We start from the raw sequence: 17,300 nt of genomic DNA, 5'->3' as shown, positions 1-17,300 counted from the left end.
AATCCGCTTGACCCTCAAGTTAACTTAAACGTTAGGGTCTGTCCAAATCTTTTTTGGAGACCTTCGATGTCACTCTTTTCCCCCCTGACGCTGCCCAACGGCGCTGTCATCCCGAACCGTATCGCCAAAGCCGCGATGGAAGAGAACATGGCCGACGATGATCATGCGCCTTCTTGCGCCCTGCTCCAGCTCTATAAGGCCTGGGCCGAAGGTGAAACTGGTCTGATCATCACCGGAAACGTCATGGTCGACGCCCGCGCCATGACTGGCCCCGGCGGCGTGGTGCTTGAAGACGACCGCCACCTCGACCGTTTCAAAACTTGGGCGAAGGTTTCGCGGTCGCGAGGCGGGCAGGTCTGGATGCAGATCAATCATCCGGGCCGGCAGATGCCTGCGGGTCTCGGTCAGGAGACCCTGGCGCCTTCGGCGATCGCACTTGATCTGGGAGCGCAGTCAAAAATCTTCGCTCTGCCGCGGGAGATGACGGCGGCCGACATCGCCGATGTTGAACGCCGTTTCGTGGCAACCGCGCGGCTTGCGGAGCGCGCCGGCTTCACTGGCGTCGAGATCCATGCTGCGCATGGCTATCTCCTCAGCCAGTTTCTCTCCCCCCTGTCGAACCACCGGCAGGACCGCTGGGGCGGCAGTTTAGAGAATCGCGCACGCCTGCTCATCGACATCGTGCGCGGTGTGCGCGCTGTGGTCTCTCCCGGCTTCGTGGTGTCCGTCAAACTCAATTCGGCCGACTTCCAGCGCGGTGGCTTCTCACCAGAAGATGCTCTTTCCGTGGTCGAGATGCTTAATCCCCTCGGCGTCGATCTCGTCGAGCTCTCTGGCGGCAGCTACGAGGCGCCGGCAATGATGGGGACGGCGCGTGACGAGCGAACCCTGGCGCGCGAGGCGTACTTCCTTGAATTTGCCCGTGAGATTGCCGGTGTCGCGGCGATGCCCCTGATGGTCACCGGTGGAATTCGGCGGCGCGAAGTCGCGCAGCGGGTGATCGACAGCGGTGTCGCGATGGCTGGTATCGCCACGGCGCTCGCAATTGAGCCAAACCTGCCGCGCAACTGGCGGAAGGGCCAGGCGGATGCGCCGACGCTTAAACCGATCACTTGGAAGAACAAGCCTGTTGCGTCGTCCGCCCACATGGCGGCCGTCCGCTACCAATTGGCGCGCCTGAGCCGCCAGCGGCGCACGGCACCCGGCGTGTCACCTGTTTGGGCGCTGATTTGCGCGCAAACCGAAGCAAAGCGCCGCGCCCGTCAATATCGCCGCTGGATGGAGCAACGGACAGTTGCCGCGTGACGGTCAGCCGTCGTGATCGAACGCAAACGGAAGGATCTTCATTGAATGCTTGACCTTAAAGTTGGGTTTAATCTTACCATCAACGGACGCGCTGGTGACTGGCTGTCCCTCAAGGGGGAACTGTCCGGCCAGTCGTCCAGCGAGGCGGTCACACATGGATAAGTTCATGGCAGAAGTGGAGTTCGGCGGGCAGAAGGTCGAAGTGCCTGCTGGCGGATATTATGATCGCTTTCGGATGAACCCGGATCTCGGCGAGATTGCACGGGATCCAAAAGCCGGAAACATCGACTTCTTTCGCCGGATACCCAAACAGCAGGTGGCCACAAGAGTAGGTCCAACATGGGCTCCGAACTTCTACTACCGCAGCAACAGCGTACAACTTCTGTTCCTGGCCCCTGTCGATCGACTCCGGGCGACGCTGCCGCAACCTCTTGAGCCCCTGCGTGCGTTTCCAGGTCATGGGCTGGTCGCGCTGACGTTCTTCTCCTATTCGGTCTGCGACAATGACCCCTACAACGAAGTGTCCGTCGCAGTGGTTATCCGCCAGCCAGACGCGCAGCGGTCACATGCGCTGGAATTGCTGAAGGATATCAAACGTCGAAGCTTCTTTGCGCATGTGCTGGCGCTGCCGGTCAACACGGAAATCGCGCGCGTGCGCGGTGTCTACGGCTACCAATTACCAAAATGGCTTGCTGAGATCGATGTGAGCATTGGAACTGACGTGCGGGCCAGTATCGCTTCGAACGACGGCAAGCAGGATCTCATTCTCAGCACACCGCTTCCGGCCCTGAAAACTGTGCCGTCACAGTCCCGCATGGGCACGAACACCATGATCCACCTGATCGATGGCCAATGGCACCAGACGGTTGTGCAGACCAATACGATCTCGTTCGCCCAAAAGCTGTTTCCGAAAGGTGTGAGCCTGACGCGCAGTGGTGGGCCGTTAAGCGAACTACTCGACGGCCTGGGGGTGTCCACCATTCTCCGCCTGGACGTGGTGAAAGACGCTCAACTTGTTTTGAACATGCCCACTCCCTTGAAGGGGTTTGGTCGCGCCCTATCGTGAAAAAGCAGTGCCTGCCCGTACCCAATACAAGTCTCACCAAATCAACAAGGAGGAGTGACGATGACATTCGTAACAACAAAAGACGGGGTTGATATCTTCTTCAAGGATTGGGGGCCAAAGGACGCACAGGTGATCCACTTCCACCACGGCTGGCCGCTCAGTGCCGACGACTGGGATGCGCAGATGCTGTTCTTCCTCAAGCATGGTTACCGCGTTGTCGCCCACGACCGGCGCGGGCATGGTCGTTCGAGCCAGGTCGGCGAGGGCCATGACATGGACCATTATGCCGCAGATGCCTCTGCGGTCGCGGAGCATCTCGATCTTCGGAATGCCATCCATATCGGCCATTCGACCGGCGGCGGACAGGTTGCGCGCTATGTCGCGCAGCACGGTCAGCCACAAGGGCGTGTTGCCAAGGCGGTGCTGGTCAGTGCCGTTCCGCCGCTGATGGTCAAGACAGCCGGCAATCCAGATGGTACGCCGATCGAGGTGTTCGACGGTTTCCGTGCCGCGCTCGCCGCCAACCGCGCGCAATTTTTCTTCGATGTGCCGTCCGGTCCTTTCTACGGATACAACCGGTCGGGTGCGAAGCCTTCGCAGGGCGTCATCGAGAACTGGTGGCGGCAGGGCATGATGGGCAGCGCCAAGGCGCATTACGAGGGCATCAAGGCGTTCTCGGAAACTGACCAGACGGAGGACCTGAAGGCGATCAAGGTGCCGACGCTCGTCATGCAGGGCGATGACGATCAGGTCGTCCCCTACAAGGCGGCGGCGATCATGCAGGACAAGCTTTTGCAGAACAGCAAACTGATTGTCTATCCCGGCTTCTCGCACGGGATGCTTACGGTCAACGCCGATGTCGTCAACGCGGACCTGTTGGAGTTCATCCGCGGATGAATGCAGCGCGCCGGACGACCTCCGGCGCGCCCTTCTCAAGAGATACAACGCGATGTTTCCAGCTCATCCCAATCCCAGTTTTGATATGACGGCCTTGCTGGCCGGTCAGCGCTCCGCGTTCCTCAGGGACGGACCGCCAAGTTTTGCCGATCGCAAAGACCGGCTGAAACGCCTGCGTGCGGCCGTGCTGGCGCACCGGCGCAAGGTAGGCGAAGCGATCAGCGCTGATTTCGGGCATCGCTCCCACCACGAGACCGATATCATGGAGATCGTCGGCGTAATCCAGACGATCGACTATCTCATCCGCAATCTGCGTCGCTTCATGAAGCCGGAGCGCCGGCATGTCGGCCTGTTCTATCGCTCCGGCCGAGCTCATGTGGAATATCAGCCCAAGGGTGTCATCGGCGTGATGGCGCCGTGGAACTATCCGTTCTCCCTGACGATCATTCCGCTCGCGACAGCGCTCGCCGCCGGGAACCGAGCGATGCTGAAACCATCCGAACTCACACCGCGCACCAGTGAAGTGATCCGGCGGATGCTCGAGGAGATCCTTCCGACCGATGAGGTCGCCGTCGTGCTGGGCGGCCCGGACGTCGGTGCTGCCTTTAGTGCGCTTCCCTTCGATCATCTGCTCTTCACCGGCAGCACTCAGGTTGGCCGCAAGGTCATGAAGGCTGCAAGCGACAATCTGGTGCCGTTGACACTCGAACTGGGTGGCAAGAGTCCCGCGATCGTAGCGCGCGGACATGTGAATGGACGAACAATAGCAAGCATCGTTTTCGGCAAGTTAGCCAACGCCGGCCAGACCTGCGTTGCGCCTGACTATGCCCTGGTTCACGAAGACGACCTGGATTCGTTCGTCACGCAGTTCAATGCGGCAGTTGCGCGCTTCTATCCGGATGGTACGATCGGCACGGACTACACCTCGATCATCAACGAGCGGCACTATGAGCGCCTCAAAGCCCTCGTCGAGGATGCGAGAAGCAGCGGCGCGCGGGTCATTGAAATTGGGGTACGACCGGAAACTGCCGCCGACAGGCCCCGCGCACTTCCTCCTACGCTCGTCATCGGTGCAGGTGATGACATTGCGATCATGCGGGAGGAGATCTTTGGTCCTGTACTGCCGGTGCGGACCTACCGCAGCCTCGACGAAGTTATCGACTACGTGAATGAACGACCACGGCCGCTGGCACTCTACTACTTCGGCACCACGGATGCTGACTGTCAAAGACTGCTGCAGCGTACCACATCCGGCAATGTCGGTATCAACAACACGATGATCCATGTCGCGCAGGACGATCTGCCTTTCGGAGGCGTGGGCCCAAGCGGAATGGGTGCATACCATGGGATCGAGGGCTTCCGGGCGATGAGCCACGCTAAGGGCGTGTTTGTTCAGGGCCGTTGGAATCTACCGACGCTGCTGAGAGCGCCCTTCGGAAGGCTTGTAGATCTGGCGCTCAGGGTGACGTTGGGACCGAGCCGGCGTTGAGCGTTGAATCCAGCGTGGTTCCTGCCGGCTTGGGGTGAGAGTGCTCCCAAAGCGGCCGTCAACGACGTGGCGTGCATGGTGTTGAAAATATTAGAGGCACAGTCTCGCGATTGAATAGCTTCCTGCTTGGGCCAAGTGGCAAGGGTCGCCCACGTAAGGACGAAATTCTGCATATGTTCATGTTTTGGACTTTGAAGATCGCATAATGTATCAAACGGGACTACGAGTTCTCGCTACGATCTTTGTCGGTCTCACGGGCGACGACAGCATCTCGCACTCTTCCCAGTCGATCCCGAATATCCTCAATCTCGCTCGCAAGTCCGCCATCGTTCTCTGATGCAAGAGCGAAAGACCGTTCCAGGCGCTCTACGATTTCTGCCGTGACGGATCGCGCATTCGTACGCGCCGCCGCCTCGATTTGCTGTTTAAGCGCCTCGGGAACGCGAAGTCTGAAATGAGGGTCCTGACGCGTCATTTCGACCTCGATACACTTTTCACTTGCATCAATGACGCACCGTGTGCTATCCGAATTAATGACGCACGGTGCGTTACTGTAGGTCTTAACAGTCGTGGAGGCAGCGAAAATGGATTGGCACTGCCGCGGCTGACGGAGGACAGCTTCGTCGCGCTCAAATTATGCACCTCCATAGTCAGCTGCGTCAAACGCCCGGCTGTGCTTGAGTTCGCGTGCACTGCGAACAGGTTGTCGTTTTATATCGCGGCGGTTGGCCTCTGCGCAAATTCATAACCGGGTGGGACCCTTCTTTCTCCACTGATTATCAATCTTCGAACCGAGCCACACTGACCGGAGTTGGAGCCGACATGGAACTTCGCCAGCTGAGCTATTTCGTGGCGGTTGCCGAGGAGCTGCATTTCGGTCGGGCGGCAGCACGGGTGCATATCGCCCAGCCGGCCTTGAGCTGTCAGATCCAGTCGCTGGAAAAGGAACTCGGCGTTCGCCTGCTGGAGCGCTCGACCAGAAGGGTCGAACTGACCAGGGCAGGGGAGATCTACTACGATCGCTGTGTGAGGATCCTCGGCGATGTCGATCTGTCGGCCGAACTGGTGCGCTCGGTTGCCGGCAAGTCGATGAGGAAAATCCGGATCGGAACCGTCTATCCGGCAACGATCGGTCTGCTGCCGGCGTTTCTGGCCCGCATCGGCCGCAAGTATCCCGATATCGAGCTGCATATCTCCAGCGGCTCCACCAACGACATCATCCGTGGACTGGAGAACGGTCAGATCAACCTCGGCTTATCCGTCCGGTCGAAAACATCGGCTCGCTCCGGTTCTTCTCGATCGCGCATGAGCGCTATCTGCTGGCGGTGGAGAAGAACAGCGCACTGCTTGCTCGAAGCGAGATCGGCATCGAGGATCTGAAGGGCGAGAAGATCATCTCGTTCTCGCGTCAGAACCTGTCCTACACGGAACGCTACTTCGCAGAGAAGTTCGAGGAGAACGATCTTTCAAAGAGCGTCGCCTATACGTGTGACGACACCTTCTCGCTGGTATCACTGGTCTCGGCCGGCCTTGGCATCGGTTTTGCGCCGGAATGGACGCTCGATCTCCCCAACCGCAATTTCGAGCTCAGGAAGGTGCGGGGTGTCGACTTCCGCATCGGGCTTGGAGTCGCCTGGTCCAAGGATGACCCGACGGCTGCGAGAGATGACATAATTGACATCGCCCGGTCGCTGGTCAGGGCGGGCAGGTGAGGGGTGGGGTCACTCCTTCCCGCATTTGTCTGTTGTGCTTTCCTCACCAGGATGTTTGACATACGCGAATGTACGTGGAGATCGGCGGGGAAGTGCTTTGAGCGGATGGAGCGAAGATCGGGCGCGCGATGCGGCTCAGTTTCTACAGGCGATAGCCCATCCAACACGCCTTCTGTTGCTGTTGCTTTTGACCGAACGGCAGTTGCCCGCGAGCAAGTTAGCGCGGGCCGTCGGCGTTTCCCAGCCGGCGGCGTTTCGACATCTCCGGCGATTGGCCGAAGTCGGCATCCTTTCGGTGAGTTCAAAGACCACAAGCATGACCTTCGCCATCGCCTCACCCGAAACGATGCGGGTTTTGCTCGAGATGAAGGCGGCCCTTTCGGCTCAACTATAGTTGGTCGACCGATGTTGGTGATCGTGCACGGGACTGGTCACGCGGGACGCACTAGCACATTGTCGCATTCTGCACAGTATCGAGCTTCTGGACCCAGGCCGGCCGCTGCCCCAGTCTCAGCAGGATCATCCTGTCTTTCGGCAGTGGATTGATTTCGTCGCCATTAGTGAGGTGACAAGCCGAGATGTGCTCGGAGGATGAGTTCTTGCCCTCGCTCCGCCGCGTTGGCCGCAAAGACCGAGCTCCGAATAGCCGCCTGGAAAGCGATGTGTCCAGCTATATCGGGTGAGAATGCATGGGCTGGACGTACCCCACAAGGGAACCGGGGTGTCGAGATGGTTCAAAGATTTTCTTTGAGCAGCACTTCGATTCGGATTTTGTCTTGTGCGGCGTGGGCGCCCCACGCATCGACGGGTGCTCGCATAACTTGGATGGCACTCCTGATAGCGTGTCCACAGTCCTGGACGATTACAGCATCAATGCGCTCGTCACGTAAGCCGCTCTCGGTGAAAGGTGTCCGTTCGTGTACGACGACCGCCAGGCGCTGAAGATCGGTAAAGGACGCAGCGCTTTCCAGGGGGATCCTCGCCTCCGAGCTCAGGACATAGATCGCGACGACGTCCTGGTTTGTTTCCAAGGCTCTTCTGAGAATCTGGCTGGCCTTGCTTTCGTCCCCATAGGTTTCGACAGAGGGCAAGCACTGGAGGTGGGTGAACTGCGAGCTGATGACGCTGTCGAATCCAAGGCGCCGCTGGATGCTGTCGAGGGTTCGCATCGTCTCGGCAACGATCATCACCTTTCCCGTTTTACCGCCGACGAAACGACCGATGATTTTGGCAGCGGTGGCCCCGGCGGCGAAGTTGTCGACGCCGACGAAGTCGGCCCTCGGAAGCTTTTCCTTGCAGCAGAGAAATTGCACGAACTTGATTCCGCGGCCGGTGAGACGGCTTATTGCGTCGCGAACCTCCGGCGAATCCGGTGCCATTAAGGCGACTCCATCGAAGTCGTTCACATCCATGTCGGACAAGTATTTCGCAACTTTGGACGGGTCATCGACAGCGATCTGGACGATGTCGAGATCGACAAGGTCGCCCTTCACGCTGGCTTGCGCCTCCTTCATGCGTCGGATCAGTTCTATAAGATACAGGTCGCCGATCGTCGGCAGGATGAACTGAAATCGATAGCTCTTGTTGCGCGCAAGACTAACGGCTGCAGGATTCCGAACAAATCCTATTTGTTCAATCGTCTCGTTCACTTTACGAACGGCCGCCTTGCTGACGTTGGGGCGGTCGTTCAGGACGCGGTCCACGGTCGCGAGGCTCACCCCCGCGACCCTAGCAAGGTCCTTGGCCGTCGGACGCATGATCAGTCAAGGTTGGGCGAAATGGCGTCGAGGCCCGCCTGCGCGCAGCTCTCGTCCTGATCCTCACTCGCGCCACTGACGCCGATCCCGCCAATTAAATCGCCTGCTGCTGTCTTGACGGGCAGCCCGCCGGCAAAGGCCACGAGGCCGGGAACAAAGGCAGCGCCGGGTAGTCCGGCATTCACACCGTCGCGTTTCGCTCCAAAGGACAGATCAGCCATGGCACGGGTTGGCGCAGCATAGAGCGAAGCAGTTATCGCCTTGTTTTCTGCGATGTCGGTGCAGGCCTTGCAGGCACCATCCTGCCGTGCGGCGGCAATTAACCGGCCGCCGTCATCGACAACGACAACATTGACCTTGGGATAAGCCGCAGCTTTCTGAGCAGTAAAACAGGCGGCAATCATCGTTTCGGCCACCGCTTGTGTCAGCACGGGTTTTCTTGGCAGGTCCTCGGCCCGCAGAAGAGTCGGTGCAAATGCAATAAGAACAGTCGCGGCAAAAAGCCCCTTGGGCATTTCGTCCTCCCCCTCAATGCCATCAAGCCCTCAGGTGATTACCCGATCAGATGCGCACCTCAGTAAATAAAACGACCGTACCAAGCGATCTATAGCGTAAACTCGCGATGCCGACTTGGGCCGTCAATACAGCCTACACGGCGGCGTAAGATTTTGAATTGTCTTATAATTCCGCTGTGGCGTGGAGGCTTGCTCCGCGCGCGAACGCGACCCTTGTCAGAAATTGCGATCCGCGTTTGCTCATCGCGAAAATAGATCGATCTTCGCGAGCAGGCTGATAAGGGTGGATGTACTTGAGGCACCGGTCTTCTGCCGGATGCTCCTGAGCTGATGATCGATCGTCGAAATGGACCTACCGCGAATTAAGGCAATTTCCTTATAGCTCATGCCCTTCGCAACCAGCCTTGCAACCTCGATCTCTGAGCCTGTCAGCCTCACGGCCGATACACAGTCAGAATTTCCTTCGGCAACAATTCCTGGATTACCGTCAGGGGCAAGTCTGCGGCGACGAGCGCGATCCCCATCGTCGATCGCCTTTGCAACGGCAATGATCGGGCTCAACACATCGGCCACCGTCTGCTCGAAGCGATCGTATATATTTGAGTCACTTGGAGCAAAGTGCTCGGTCCAGTCGGCGCAAATCAGGCCATAGCTGCCGCCGCCGGCACGAAGCGCGCCTCCGAACTTAGTTTTCGTCCGTGCTTTCGAAAGCCGCTGCCGCAACCTTATCTGAACGCGGCGGTCCTGCTTTATATCCGCGAATATTACGGGGCGAGGTGCGAGCCACATCGCCTGCATGACAGGGTCATGATTGTCGACCGCCGATCCGCCCAGCGTAGGCACATCAAAGTTCGCGTCCTTTGCCTCCGCATAGCTCGGGAAGTACTGTCTGGCATGGGGGCTGCCGAACCCGCCGTCGACTCGGTGGCATCCAATCTCGGCCCGCAGCCAGTTGGTTGCGAGGGCCCAGCAAGCCGTAAGATCATCGAGACGGAGAAGCATATGGGCAGCAAGGTCGCGCGCTGGCATGTATCGGATGAAGGAACCGTCAATGAGTTGGGCTCGCAATCGCCGTTGCGTTGCGAAGACATCGCCGCAAAAGCCATCCGCGATGACCAAGGTGCTCCACGGTTTTGGATTTCTTGGATCCGACAACTCGTTGCCCTCTTTCTGCCTCCCATGTCCGCGTCTGCGTTTTAACGAAAGTAATAACATCAGCGCTTCGCGGAACGCAGGCGATCGGTAATAGACAACCCTATTCTGGGCCCTGCTGAGTCAAATAGAAACCGGTCCCTGAAGAATTAGGCAACGCGAGCGATCGCCGGAGGCTAGAACCCCAAAGCCCCGGTCTTCGGCGCCGGTGGGTTGGTCCGGCGACGTCATCGCTCAAGGATATTTTGCCCGATCAGGAGCCCATTCCGCCTCGAAGGAGGATGAGGCTCTAGCGGTTTCAGGTGAGCTGAGGTTCGCGGCAAACACAATGCGAGCTACACTTCACTTTGGGTCGACGTCAGTGAAGTGTTTGAGACTCTTGACAAGGCTGGAATAGAGGTCCTCATCGCCCTCTTGGCTCGCGGCATCTCTTTGCATTCTCTGCCGCACGACCCGCGGATCGGCGAGACGCCGGTGGTGTTCTCGCATAGCGGCATTCACCGCCAACCTGAACAGGTTCGGACTGATTGGCTTAATTGCAAAGCGATAGATCTTTCCGCTGTTGATCAGCTTTATGACAGTGTCGCTTTGAGGAGCTTCCGTCATCACCACAACGGTGATAGCCGGATCAACGTGCGCCAACTGCGAAAGCAGATCGGTCATGTCGACGCCTTCTACCTCGGCGTTTGTCACGATTACGCCGATTTGCTCCTGGGCAAGAATTTTGATCGCCTCGCTAATTGAAGGCGCTGCATGCACACTGTAGTCGCGCGCAAACATTTCGACGACTTCCTGGCGATCGGCGTCGCAACCGTCGATGGCGAGAAGCTGCGATGAAATGCTGAACTGCGGTTCGTTTTTAGTTCCCGTCCACACGGGAGAAATAGCCTGCCGCGCTGACCGGGAAGCTCTGGCTCTTTCGACCGCCTCGGCGATCACGGTACGCAGCTCCGTCTGGTTCCATGGCTTACTCAAAAAGCGATATACTTCGCCCTCGTTGACCGCTCCGATGATCGCGACGAGATCGCTGTAGCCTGTAAGCAGCACGCGAACGGTTTCTGGCCACCGCGCACGGACTTGCGACAAAAGCTCGATGCCTGTGATCTCCGGCATCCTTTGATCGCTTGCCAGTACATCAACCGGAATAGTTTCCAATAGATTTATCGCTTCGCGCGCACTTAGGGCAGTATAAACATCATACTCTCGGCGAAACATTATCTTGAGCAAACGGACAATACGCTCTTCATCGTCCACGAAAAGAACTACAGGCTTATCATTCATTTCAGCAGACCTCAGAAGCATTCCATAGGGGTTTACGAGCTTTATAGGGCAGGCCGGGTACTGTCGAGTTCCTTATCGGCGTTGTACTTGCGCTTGTGGCCGCTAATGAGCAACTTCCGTGGATTTTTCGTCCTGTCTTGGGAGTGTTACCGTGAATACGGTGCCTTTCCCGAGTCTTGAATTGACCGCAATCGTCCCGCCATGATTTTCGACTATGCGATAGCTGATGGACAACCCCATACCCGTTCCTTCGCCAATTGCCTTCGTCGTAAAGAACGGATCGAAGACCTTGGCTAAATGCTCTTCAGAAATGCCAGGCCCGTTGTCACAGAATTCAATCTGTACGGTATCTGAGGACGTCAGTCTCGTGCGTACAATCAGAAGGCCACGGCGATCCATCGTCGCCATCGCCTGCGCGCTATTAATGATGAGGTTGAGCAGCACCTGTCTCAACTGTGACGGTGAACCAATAATGTGGGGTACCGAGTCGTACTCTCGCTTAGTATCCGCGAATTGCTTGAGTTGCGGTTGAGCTATGAGCAATGCGTTCTCGATTTCTTGCTCCACGTTAAATCTCTCTACCTCACCCTTATCGAGTCGGCTGAAGTTTTTCATGGTTCGCACAAGGGCAGCCATTTCCTCTAGACCATGCAACCCATCGTCCAGCAGAGTCTCCAACTCCTCACGCCACTCTCTTGCGACGTCTGCGTCATCTTCATCCATACCATCGCTGGCAATCATTTCGGGTTCCGAAACCACGCGCTCCTTGATGACCTCGAAGACAGCTTTAACGTAGGCGAGAGGCGTGTTGATTTCGTGGGTGATGCCTGCAACCATTTGTCCGAGGGACGACAATTTTGCGGATTGCATTAATTGTTGTTCGACGGTTTCGTTCGCTTGGTGGAGCATGCGATTGTCTTTGTTCAGTTTTGCGAAGCGACGCCATATGACAATGACGATAGCAGCCAGCACAAGGGCGGAAAGTCCGCCCAGCAGGGCCCTGCGTTGCGCCTCTGTGTTGCGCAACTCAAGCGACTGAAGCCGCGCTTGGATATCGTTGGAAAGCGCCGCGCTTGGAATAGCGGTAATATCGAGCATCACCGCATTTCCGCGTTGCCGTTCTTTTATCACCACTTCGCTCTGGACCAGGAAGCGTTCGATCGCGTCAGAAAGTCCTGGAGGCAGGGACTTCGTTGCCGCGCGTGTTGCCGAGAGGCGCTCCAGGACCGTGTCACGTAGCGAGGCCGTCGGCGCCGTCGCAAAGCTCAGCATACTTGTTATGGCCTCGGTGATAAGATCCGAGGGACGCCTGTTCAGCTCCGCAATGGGCTGCGAAATTGCAGGGTGTCTGTAGGCGTCTGAAACGGCATTCGGTAGCACGCTTATGGAGTTGCGCAACATAGCGTAGCTGGCTTTGACTTGCTCAGATAGCCAATCTTTCTGCTCGATCGCTTGCCGGTAGGCTTGCACTCCAGCCAGAAGCGAGGCCAAGTCGTCGTGCAACGAAACTGACTTCTCCAGGTCCCTGACGCCAAGCTTGAGATCGCGTGCGCTACTTGTCACTCGATCGTAATTGGAGGCGATACCGAGCTGCAGCGAAAGAATTTCGTTGTCCCATTTCGTTTCCAGATCTCGCATTCGTTCGAACTGCTGGCGGAAGTCCGTGAGCGTGTCTTTTGATGACTGAATTGACCAGAAGAGCGCCGCTAAGGTGACGGACAGAATAACAAAAAAGCCGGCATAGAAAGCCCACGCTCTGTTCGAAGCAATGAAATTCACCGACAGTTTGTTCAAGGTCGCAGCTCTTCGCTTCACTGTTAATCCAATGGCTTTCGATTCAACTCCATGCGAGCTCAAAGGTCACCAACCGAGATGCCCTGGTATTCCCCTGTAAGAGAATTGAGGAATGCTTCAATTTTCGTGATGTCTTCATCAGGTACATCACGCCCAAGTTGATATCGGGTCATGGCGCTGATTGCAGCAGACAAAGTTTTCGCTGATCCATCGTGAAAATAGGGCGCAGTATGCTGCACGTTTCGCAGGCTGGGCACCCGAAAGACAGCGCGATCGTCAGCAATTCCGGAGTTCTTGGCGGAGCCAGGTGTTGTCGGCCCCGCGGCAGATCCTAAAGGTGTGCCGAATATCCCAAAGGCCCCAAGCATGTTTCCTCCCAGGTTGACCCCTTGGTGGCAAGAAACGCACCCATATTCTTCAAACAGGCGGTACCCCGCCTGCGCGTCGTCGCTTATCGCCGCCTTGTCGCCGCGAAGATATCGGTCGAAGGGCGCGTTGGGCGTCGTGAGCGATTTTTCAAATTCTGCGAGCGCGTTAATGACAGTTTCGCGCTCCAATCCGCCATCGTATATTTTTTGAAATGCCGTCGTCAGGTCCGTATCGCCCCGTAGCAGGGCGATCACGTCTGGCCAATGAGCTCCCATAGCACGTTTATTTTCAACCACGCGTTCGATCTGTTCCTCAAGCGTCTGCGTCTGCCCATCCCACCCCAATTTGGAGTTGAATCCGACGTTGAAAAGTGTTGGCGTGTTCGTCAGACCTGGGTTTTCAGGCAGCCCAGGCGAGATTGGCATCTCGTCTGTCAGCCCCTTCTCAAAAAAGTGGCAACTCGCGCAGGAGACGCGGTTGTCTCCCGATAGGCGGCTATCGAAAAACAAACGCCGTCCCAATACCACCTTCCGCTCGTCCAACCCCAACTCGAGCGGGATTGGCGTGATCCGCTCATCTACCGCGGGCCCAGTTGCGCTCACGAGGTGCGGCGTCAGCACAAAGGCGAGCAAGCACAATAGGGCGATCGCAGAGCTTTTTTTCCGTCCGACTGAGCGGATAGTGGGCGAGATTGGCGAAAGGACTAACATTGAAACGTGGTTGCTCGTCAGCGTCTGGTTTTCCGACCGACTTCCGGTCTTCGCACAACTATCTGTTCTCAATGAACAATTCCTCTCCTGCACATCGATTGCTCGTGAACAAAGCGCTCTATGCGCGATCGTGTTTGGCTAGCTGCATTCGGCCACAGGCCGACGCAATTGAGCTCTCAAGCCACACCTTGTCTTTGCGATAGGGGATGACGACTGGGAAGAACACGCGCTCGGCCTAGAACCGAAGTTCGCATGAATAGGCACTAGATTTGCAGCCTATCAGTCACACGCGCGGCACCATGATCTTTCCTATTGCATGAATCTCTGCCAAAGCCCCGCTGCCCGTAGGCCGCCAGCTCGTGACACCGTTAGGTTGTCTGTAGCTGGCAGATAATGACTCTTTGTTCAAGATGTTCCCCCGAAACTTATGCGCGCAATTTTTGCGTTAGGTGTCCTTGACGGCTGCATAAATTACTCGTTATGGGTGTTTAATCAACGAGCAAAATCACTAAACTCTCACTAAACTCGGCAAATCAAATCGACGAAGCTCCGCCGGCGATTTTGGGGGAGGGAGGGGCAATTTCGACGGCATTTACTTGTTCTTGGTGGAGATAGTCCGGCCTAGATAGGCAGGCGCCTTCTTGCGAGATCATGGAAGCGAAGTTGCTTGGCGACTTAGCGCTCATATCCCAAGGAGACCCTGGAAAGACTGCACGACACTCCTTCAATGAATTTACGAAATAGGGGCGAAAGGCGGTCATGCATTGGCAGCGTTGCATTGAGGCAAAAGAGGGTGCGGTCGGCGACGAAAAGAACAAGCCAGATGTTTCCCTGGAGAGGAAACTAGCTGAAATTGATTTGAATCTTCTCGTGACGCTCGAGGCGCTGTTAGTTTGCCGCAACGTAACCCATGCGGCCAAACGAATTGGGCAAACGCAGCCTGCGGTCAGTCGGGCGCTTGCCAGATTGCGAGATGTCTTGGGCGACGATCTTCTCGTCCGCGGGTCGGCAGGACCGACGTTGACGCCGCGCGGCGAACATCTTGCCCAGATTGTACCCGTGACGATGTTGCATGTGCGCGATGTGATTTCTTCTCGGCAGGGAAAGACCGAGGTCCGCATGAGCATCAACGTGAACCTTGTGCCGACACTCGTCCCTACCCTTTTGCAATCGGCTGGGCGGGAGAAGGAAATCCTCAAGCTCAATACGCATATGACGTGCAGCGAAGGCATATCGCATCTGCGCGCACGCACAACTCAACTAATGCTTTGCATGGTTGGGGATACGACCGGCGAATTGGAACGCCACGCCTTTCTCTCCGAGGAGTTCGTTACACTATTGGCATCCGAGGGTCGGCATTGCCGCAGTGTGGGCTTGGGCGAGAACAGCTATTTTGAGCTCACGCACATCAACCTCATAGAGAACGGAAAGGATGTTTTTCCGCAGGCGGCCGAAATGTTCCTCGGCCATGGAGTGCAGCGATCGCGCATGTTGCAGATACCGGACATCAGATCGGCAGCCATGATGGTGTCGGAGAGTGAATTGGCGATGACCGTGCCTCGATCAATCGCTGCCTGGTTAATGAAGACCCTGCCTTTGCAGGCTTTTCGACCGCCAATCTTTATTCCAACCCAAGAGGTGGCGATTTGTTGGCTTGCTGGAGCGGCGGATCCCGACCGCCTCCAATTGATATTAGATATGGGCGAAGCGGCTAGAGATGCGATGATGGAAGATCAGCGTTCAATCGAAAAGCTGGGGCTCGTCAGGCCGGAAGCATAAGGTCGATGTCCGCAGTTTCGGCGTTGAAGATCGACGATCTTGACCACACGCTTGACCTAAGCGGCTTTGATTTAAACCTGCTCCTCATCCTCAGCGCACTGCTGCGTTGCCGTAATATCACCCAGGCCGGAATCGAGATGCAACTCAGCCAGCCGACAGTCAGTCGGGCACTGGCTCGATTGCGTGAGCAATTCAATGACGAGCTTCTCGTCCGGGATCAACGGTCATTCGAGCTCACGCCGCTGGCAAAGACTCTCGTTCCCAAGGTTGAGGCCGCCCTTGAGAACATAAAGGAAATATTCAGCCGTCGGATACCAACGCCGGAGCGTTTTGCGCTTGCTATGCCGGACTACTTGGCACTTTTGCTTGTCAAAAATCTCTCCGGATATTTCCGTGAAGTTTCACCGACCACCGTTTTTCTGCCAATCCTCGGGCTGTCGGATGTTCTCGCGCAGCTCGAAGGCGGGCAGCTCGACCTTGCGATCGGGGTTGCCGACGACACGCCATCAGGCTTTTTTTGCCGCTCACTCCCAGCGATACCGTCGCTGTGTTTGAGTAGGAAAGGACATGCCGCCGCGGAGGGCCATATCGCCTACAAGGATCTGGGAAAATTTCTCACGATTCGCATCGGCTCATCCCACAATACGGCATTTGGTGAGGTCTACGACGGACTCAAGGAACTTCGTCCGCGTGGCGGCGAAACGGTGACCGTTCCTGATATTCATACAGCGGCCCGGCTCGCGCAGGACACGGATGCTGTGCTCGTTCTGCCGGCCCCATCAGCGATTTACATCGCATCGCGGTACCAACTGGAAACCTATACCCCTAGAAAAGGGGCCGGATTACCTTCCTACCGTGTGTCGCTGATCTGGCATGAGAGGTGGAACCGCAACGGCATTCACGCCGGCGTCCGTAGCATCATTGCCGCCCACATTCTGGAGGGCGTGACCTAGAGACTGCTGGGCGATGTCCGGTTGGCAGCCTTGGGAGGCTGGCCCGCGCGAGCGAGCACGGCACCTTCGAGAATGCTATGCGCCGGCGTCACGCTGACACCGGGCTTCCCCGTCAACTTCACCTCTTCAGACTTGGCTTTGCAGCCTGACCTTTCGTCTCTGCAATCCCTCTCTCCGGTCTGACAAACGGCGCCCTATTTCGGTGTCCATGAACCGTCAGCAGATCGATCATGCGGTGTGACCAAAGCTGCGCCAGTCCAGTCATTCATTTTGAGCATGGCGGTATGCTCGAGATGGCGATTGTGACCAGTCATCGGAGTATCTAGGCTCCTTGCATAGGCTTTCAGAGCTGCTCAAACGGGCCTTTTCCGATGGAGTGGCGACGAAAAACATTCCCGCCTTGGACGCGACCCGCAAGTAAGACAAAGCATCAATATACGCCTGGCTGGCACTCGGCTTGAGACCGTAGTCTGGAAACGGCAGATCGCTGTACCGCGCTGTACAGCATGGTCCGTCGTTAG

General features: G+C 57.0%; 13 protein-coding genes and 1 pseudogene. 7 read left to right on the top strand and 7 right to left on the bottom strand.

Going from position 1 to position 17,300, the window contains the following annotated elements; all coding sequences use genetic code 11:
* Positions 1–66: 66 nt before the first annotated feature.
* The 4 genes from BC363_RS14840 (at position 67) to BC363_RS14825 (ending at position 4,757) form a co-directional block, all read left to right on the top strand.
* Positions 67–1,305 (top strand): NADH:flavin oxidoreductase/NADH oxidase family protein, encoded by a 1,239-nt coding sequence (locus BC363_RS14840; protein WP_065782555.1) that lies wholly within the window; start codon positions 67–69, stop codon positions 1,303–1,305.
* A gap of 154 nt (positions 1,306–1,459) precedes the next feature.
* Positions 1,460–2,371 carry an acetoacetate decarboxylase family protein gene (locus BC363_RS14835; protein ID WP_065782553.1) on the top strand — a complete coding sequence of 304 codons (912 nt, stop codon included), beginning with the start codon at positions 1,460–1,462 and terminating at the stop codon, positions 2,369–2,371.
* 60 nt (positions 2,372–2,431) lie between these two features.
* Positions 2,432–3,268, top strand: a complete 837-nt coding sequence (locus tag BC363_RS14830; RefSeq protein WP_065782551.1) for an alpha/beta hydrolase — start codon at positions 2,432–2,434, stop codon at positions 3,266–3,268.
* Between the two features lie 52 nt (positions 3,269–3,320).
* The gene (locus BC363_RS14825) at positions 3,321–4,757 is read left to right on the top strand and encodes a coniferyl aldehyde dehydrogenase (protein WP_065782549.1); all 1,437 of its coding nucleotides are present in this window, start codon (positions 3,321–3,323) and stop codon (positions 4,755–4,757) included.
* Positions 4,758–4,977: 220 nt separating this feature from the next.
* Here BC363_RS14825 and BC363_RS14820 read toward each other — a convergent pair whose 3' ends face one another.
* The gene (locus tag BC363_RS14820; protein WP_065782543.1) at positions 4,978–5,232 is read right to left on the bottom strand and encodes an Arc family DNA-binding protein; all 255 of its coding nucleotides are present in this window, start codon (positions 5,230–5,232) and stop codon (positions 4,978–4,980) included.
* A 347-nt stretch (positions 5,233–5,579) separates the two neighbouring features.
* Here BC363_RS14820 and BC363_RS14815 point away from each other — a divergent pair.
* Positions 5,580–6,469, top strand: a pseudogene (locus BC363_RS14815) (LysR family transcriptional regulator).
* 734 nt (positions 6,470–7,203) lie between these two features.
* Here the strand turns inward: BC363_RS14815 and BC363_RS14805 are convergent.
* The 6 genes from BC363_RS14805 to BC363_RS14780 form a co-directional block, all read right to left on the bottom strand.
* A complete protein-coding gene (locus BC363_RS14805; RefSeq protein WP_065782540.1) occupies positions 7,204–8,226 on the bottom strand; it encodes a LacI family DNA-binding transcriptional regulator in 1,023 nt (340 codons plus the stop codon).
* 2 nt (positions 8,227–8,228) lie between these two features.
* Positions 8,229–8,741: a heme-binding protein gene (locus tag BC363_RS14800; protein ID WP_083223462.1), complete on the bottom strand. Its 513-nt coding sequence runs from the start codon at positions 8,739–8,741 to the stop codon at positions 8,229–8,231.
* A gap of 240 nt (positions 8,742–8,981) precedes the next feature.
* Entirely contained in the window at positions 8,982–9,956 is a 975-nt protein-coding gene (locus BC363_RS14795; protein WP_083223461.1) for a helix-turn-helix transcriptional regulator, read from the bottom strand.
* 279 nt (positions 9,957–10,235) lie between these two features.
* Positions 10,236–11,174 (bottom strand): response regulator, encoded by a 939-nt coding sequence (locus BC363_RS14790; RefSeq protein ID WP_065782536.1) that lies wholly within the window; start codon positions 11,172–11,174, stop codon positions 10,236–10,238.
* Positions 11,175–11,276: 102 nt separating this feature from the next.
* Positions 11,277–12,968 (bottom strand): DAHL domain-containing protein, encoded by a 1,692-nt coding sequence (locus BC363_RS14785; protein ID WP_065782534.1) that lies wholly within the window; start codon positions 12,966–12,968, stop codon positions 11,277–11,279.
* A gap of 59 nt (positions 12,969–13,027) precedes the next feature.
* Entirely contained in the window at positions 13,028–14,119 is a 1,092-nt protein-coding gene (locus tag BC363_RS14780) for a cytochrome c peroxidase (protein ID WP_141690316.1), read from the bottom strand.
* A 687-nt stretch (positions 14,120–14,806) separates the two neighbouring features.
* Between BC363_RS14780 and BC363_RS14775 the strand changes: the two genes are divergently transcribed.
* A complete protein-coding gene (locus BC363_RS14775; protein ID WP_065782532.1) occupies positions 14,807–15,826 on the top strand; it encodes a LysR family transcriptional regulator in 1,020 nt (339 codons plus the stop codon).
* Positions 15,827–15,831: 5 nt separating this feature from the next.
* A complete protein-coding gene (locus tag BC363_RS14770; RefSeq protein ID WP_065782531.1) occupies positions 15,832–16,779 on the top strand; it encodes a LysR family transcriptional regulator in 948 nt (315 codons plus the stop codon).
* Positions 16,780–17,300 lie beyond the last annotated feature (521 nt).

The organism is Ensifer sp. LC384 (genome assembly GCF_001695865.1).
Lineage (GTDB): Bacteria > Pseudomonadota > Alphaproteobacteria > Rhizobiales > Rhizobiaceae > Ensifer.
Note: the sequence above shows the minus strand (reverse complement) of the source record. Positions and strands in the feature narration are given on the sequence as shown.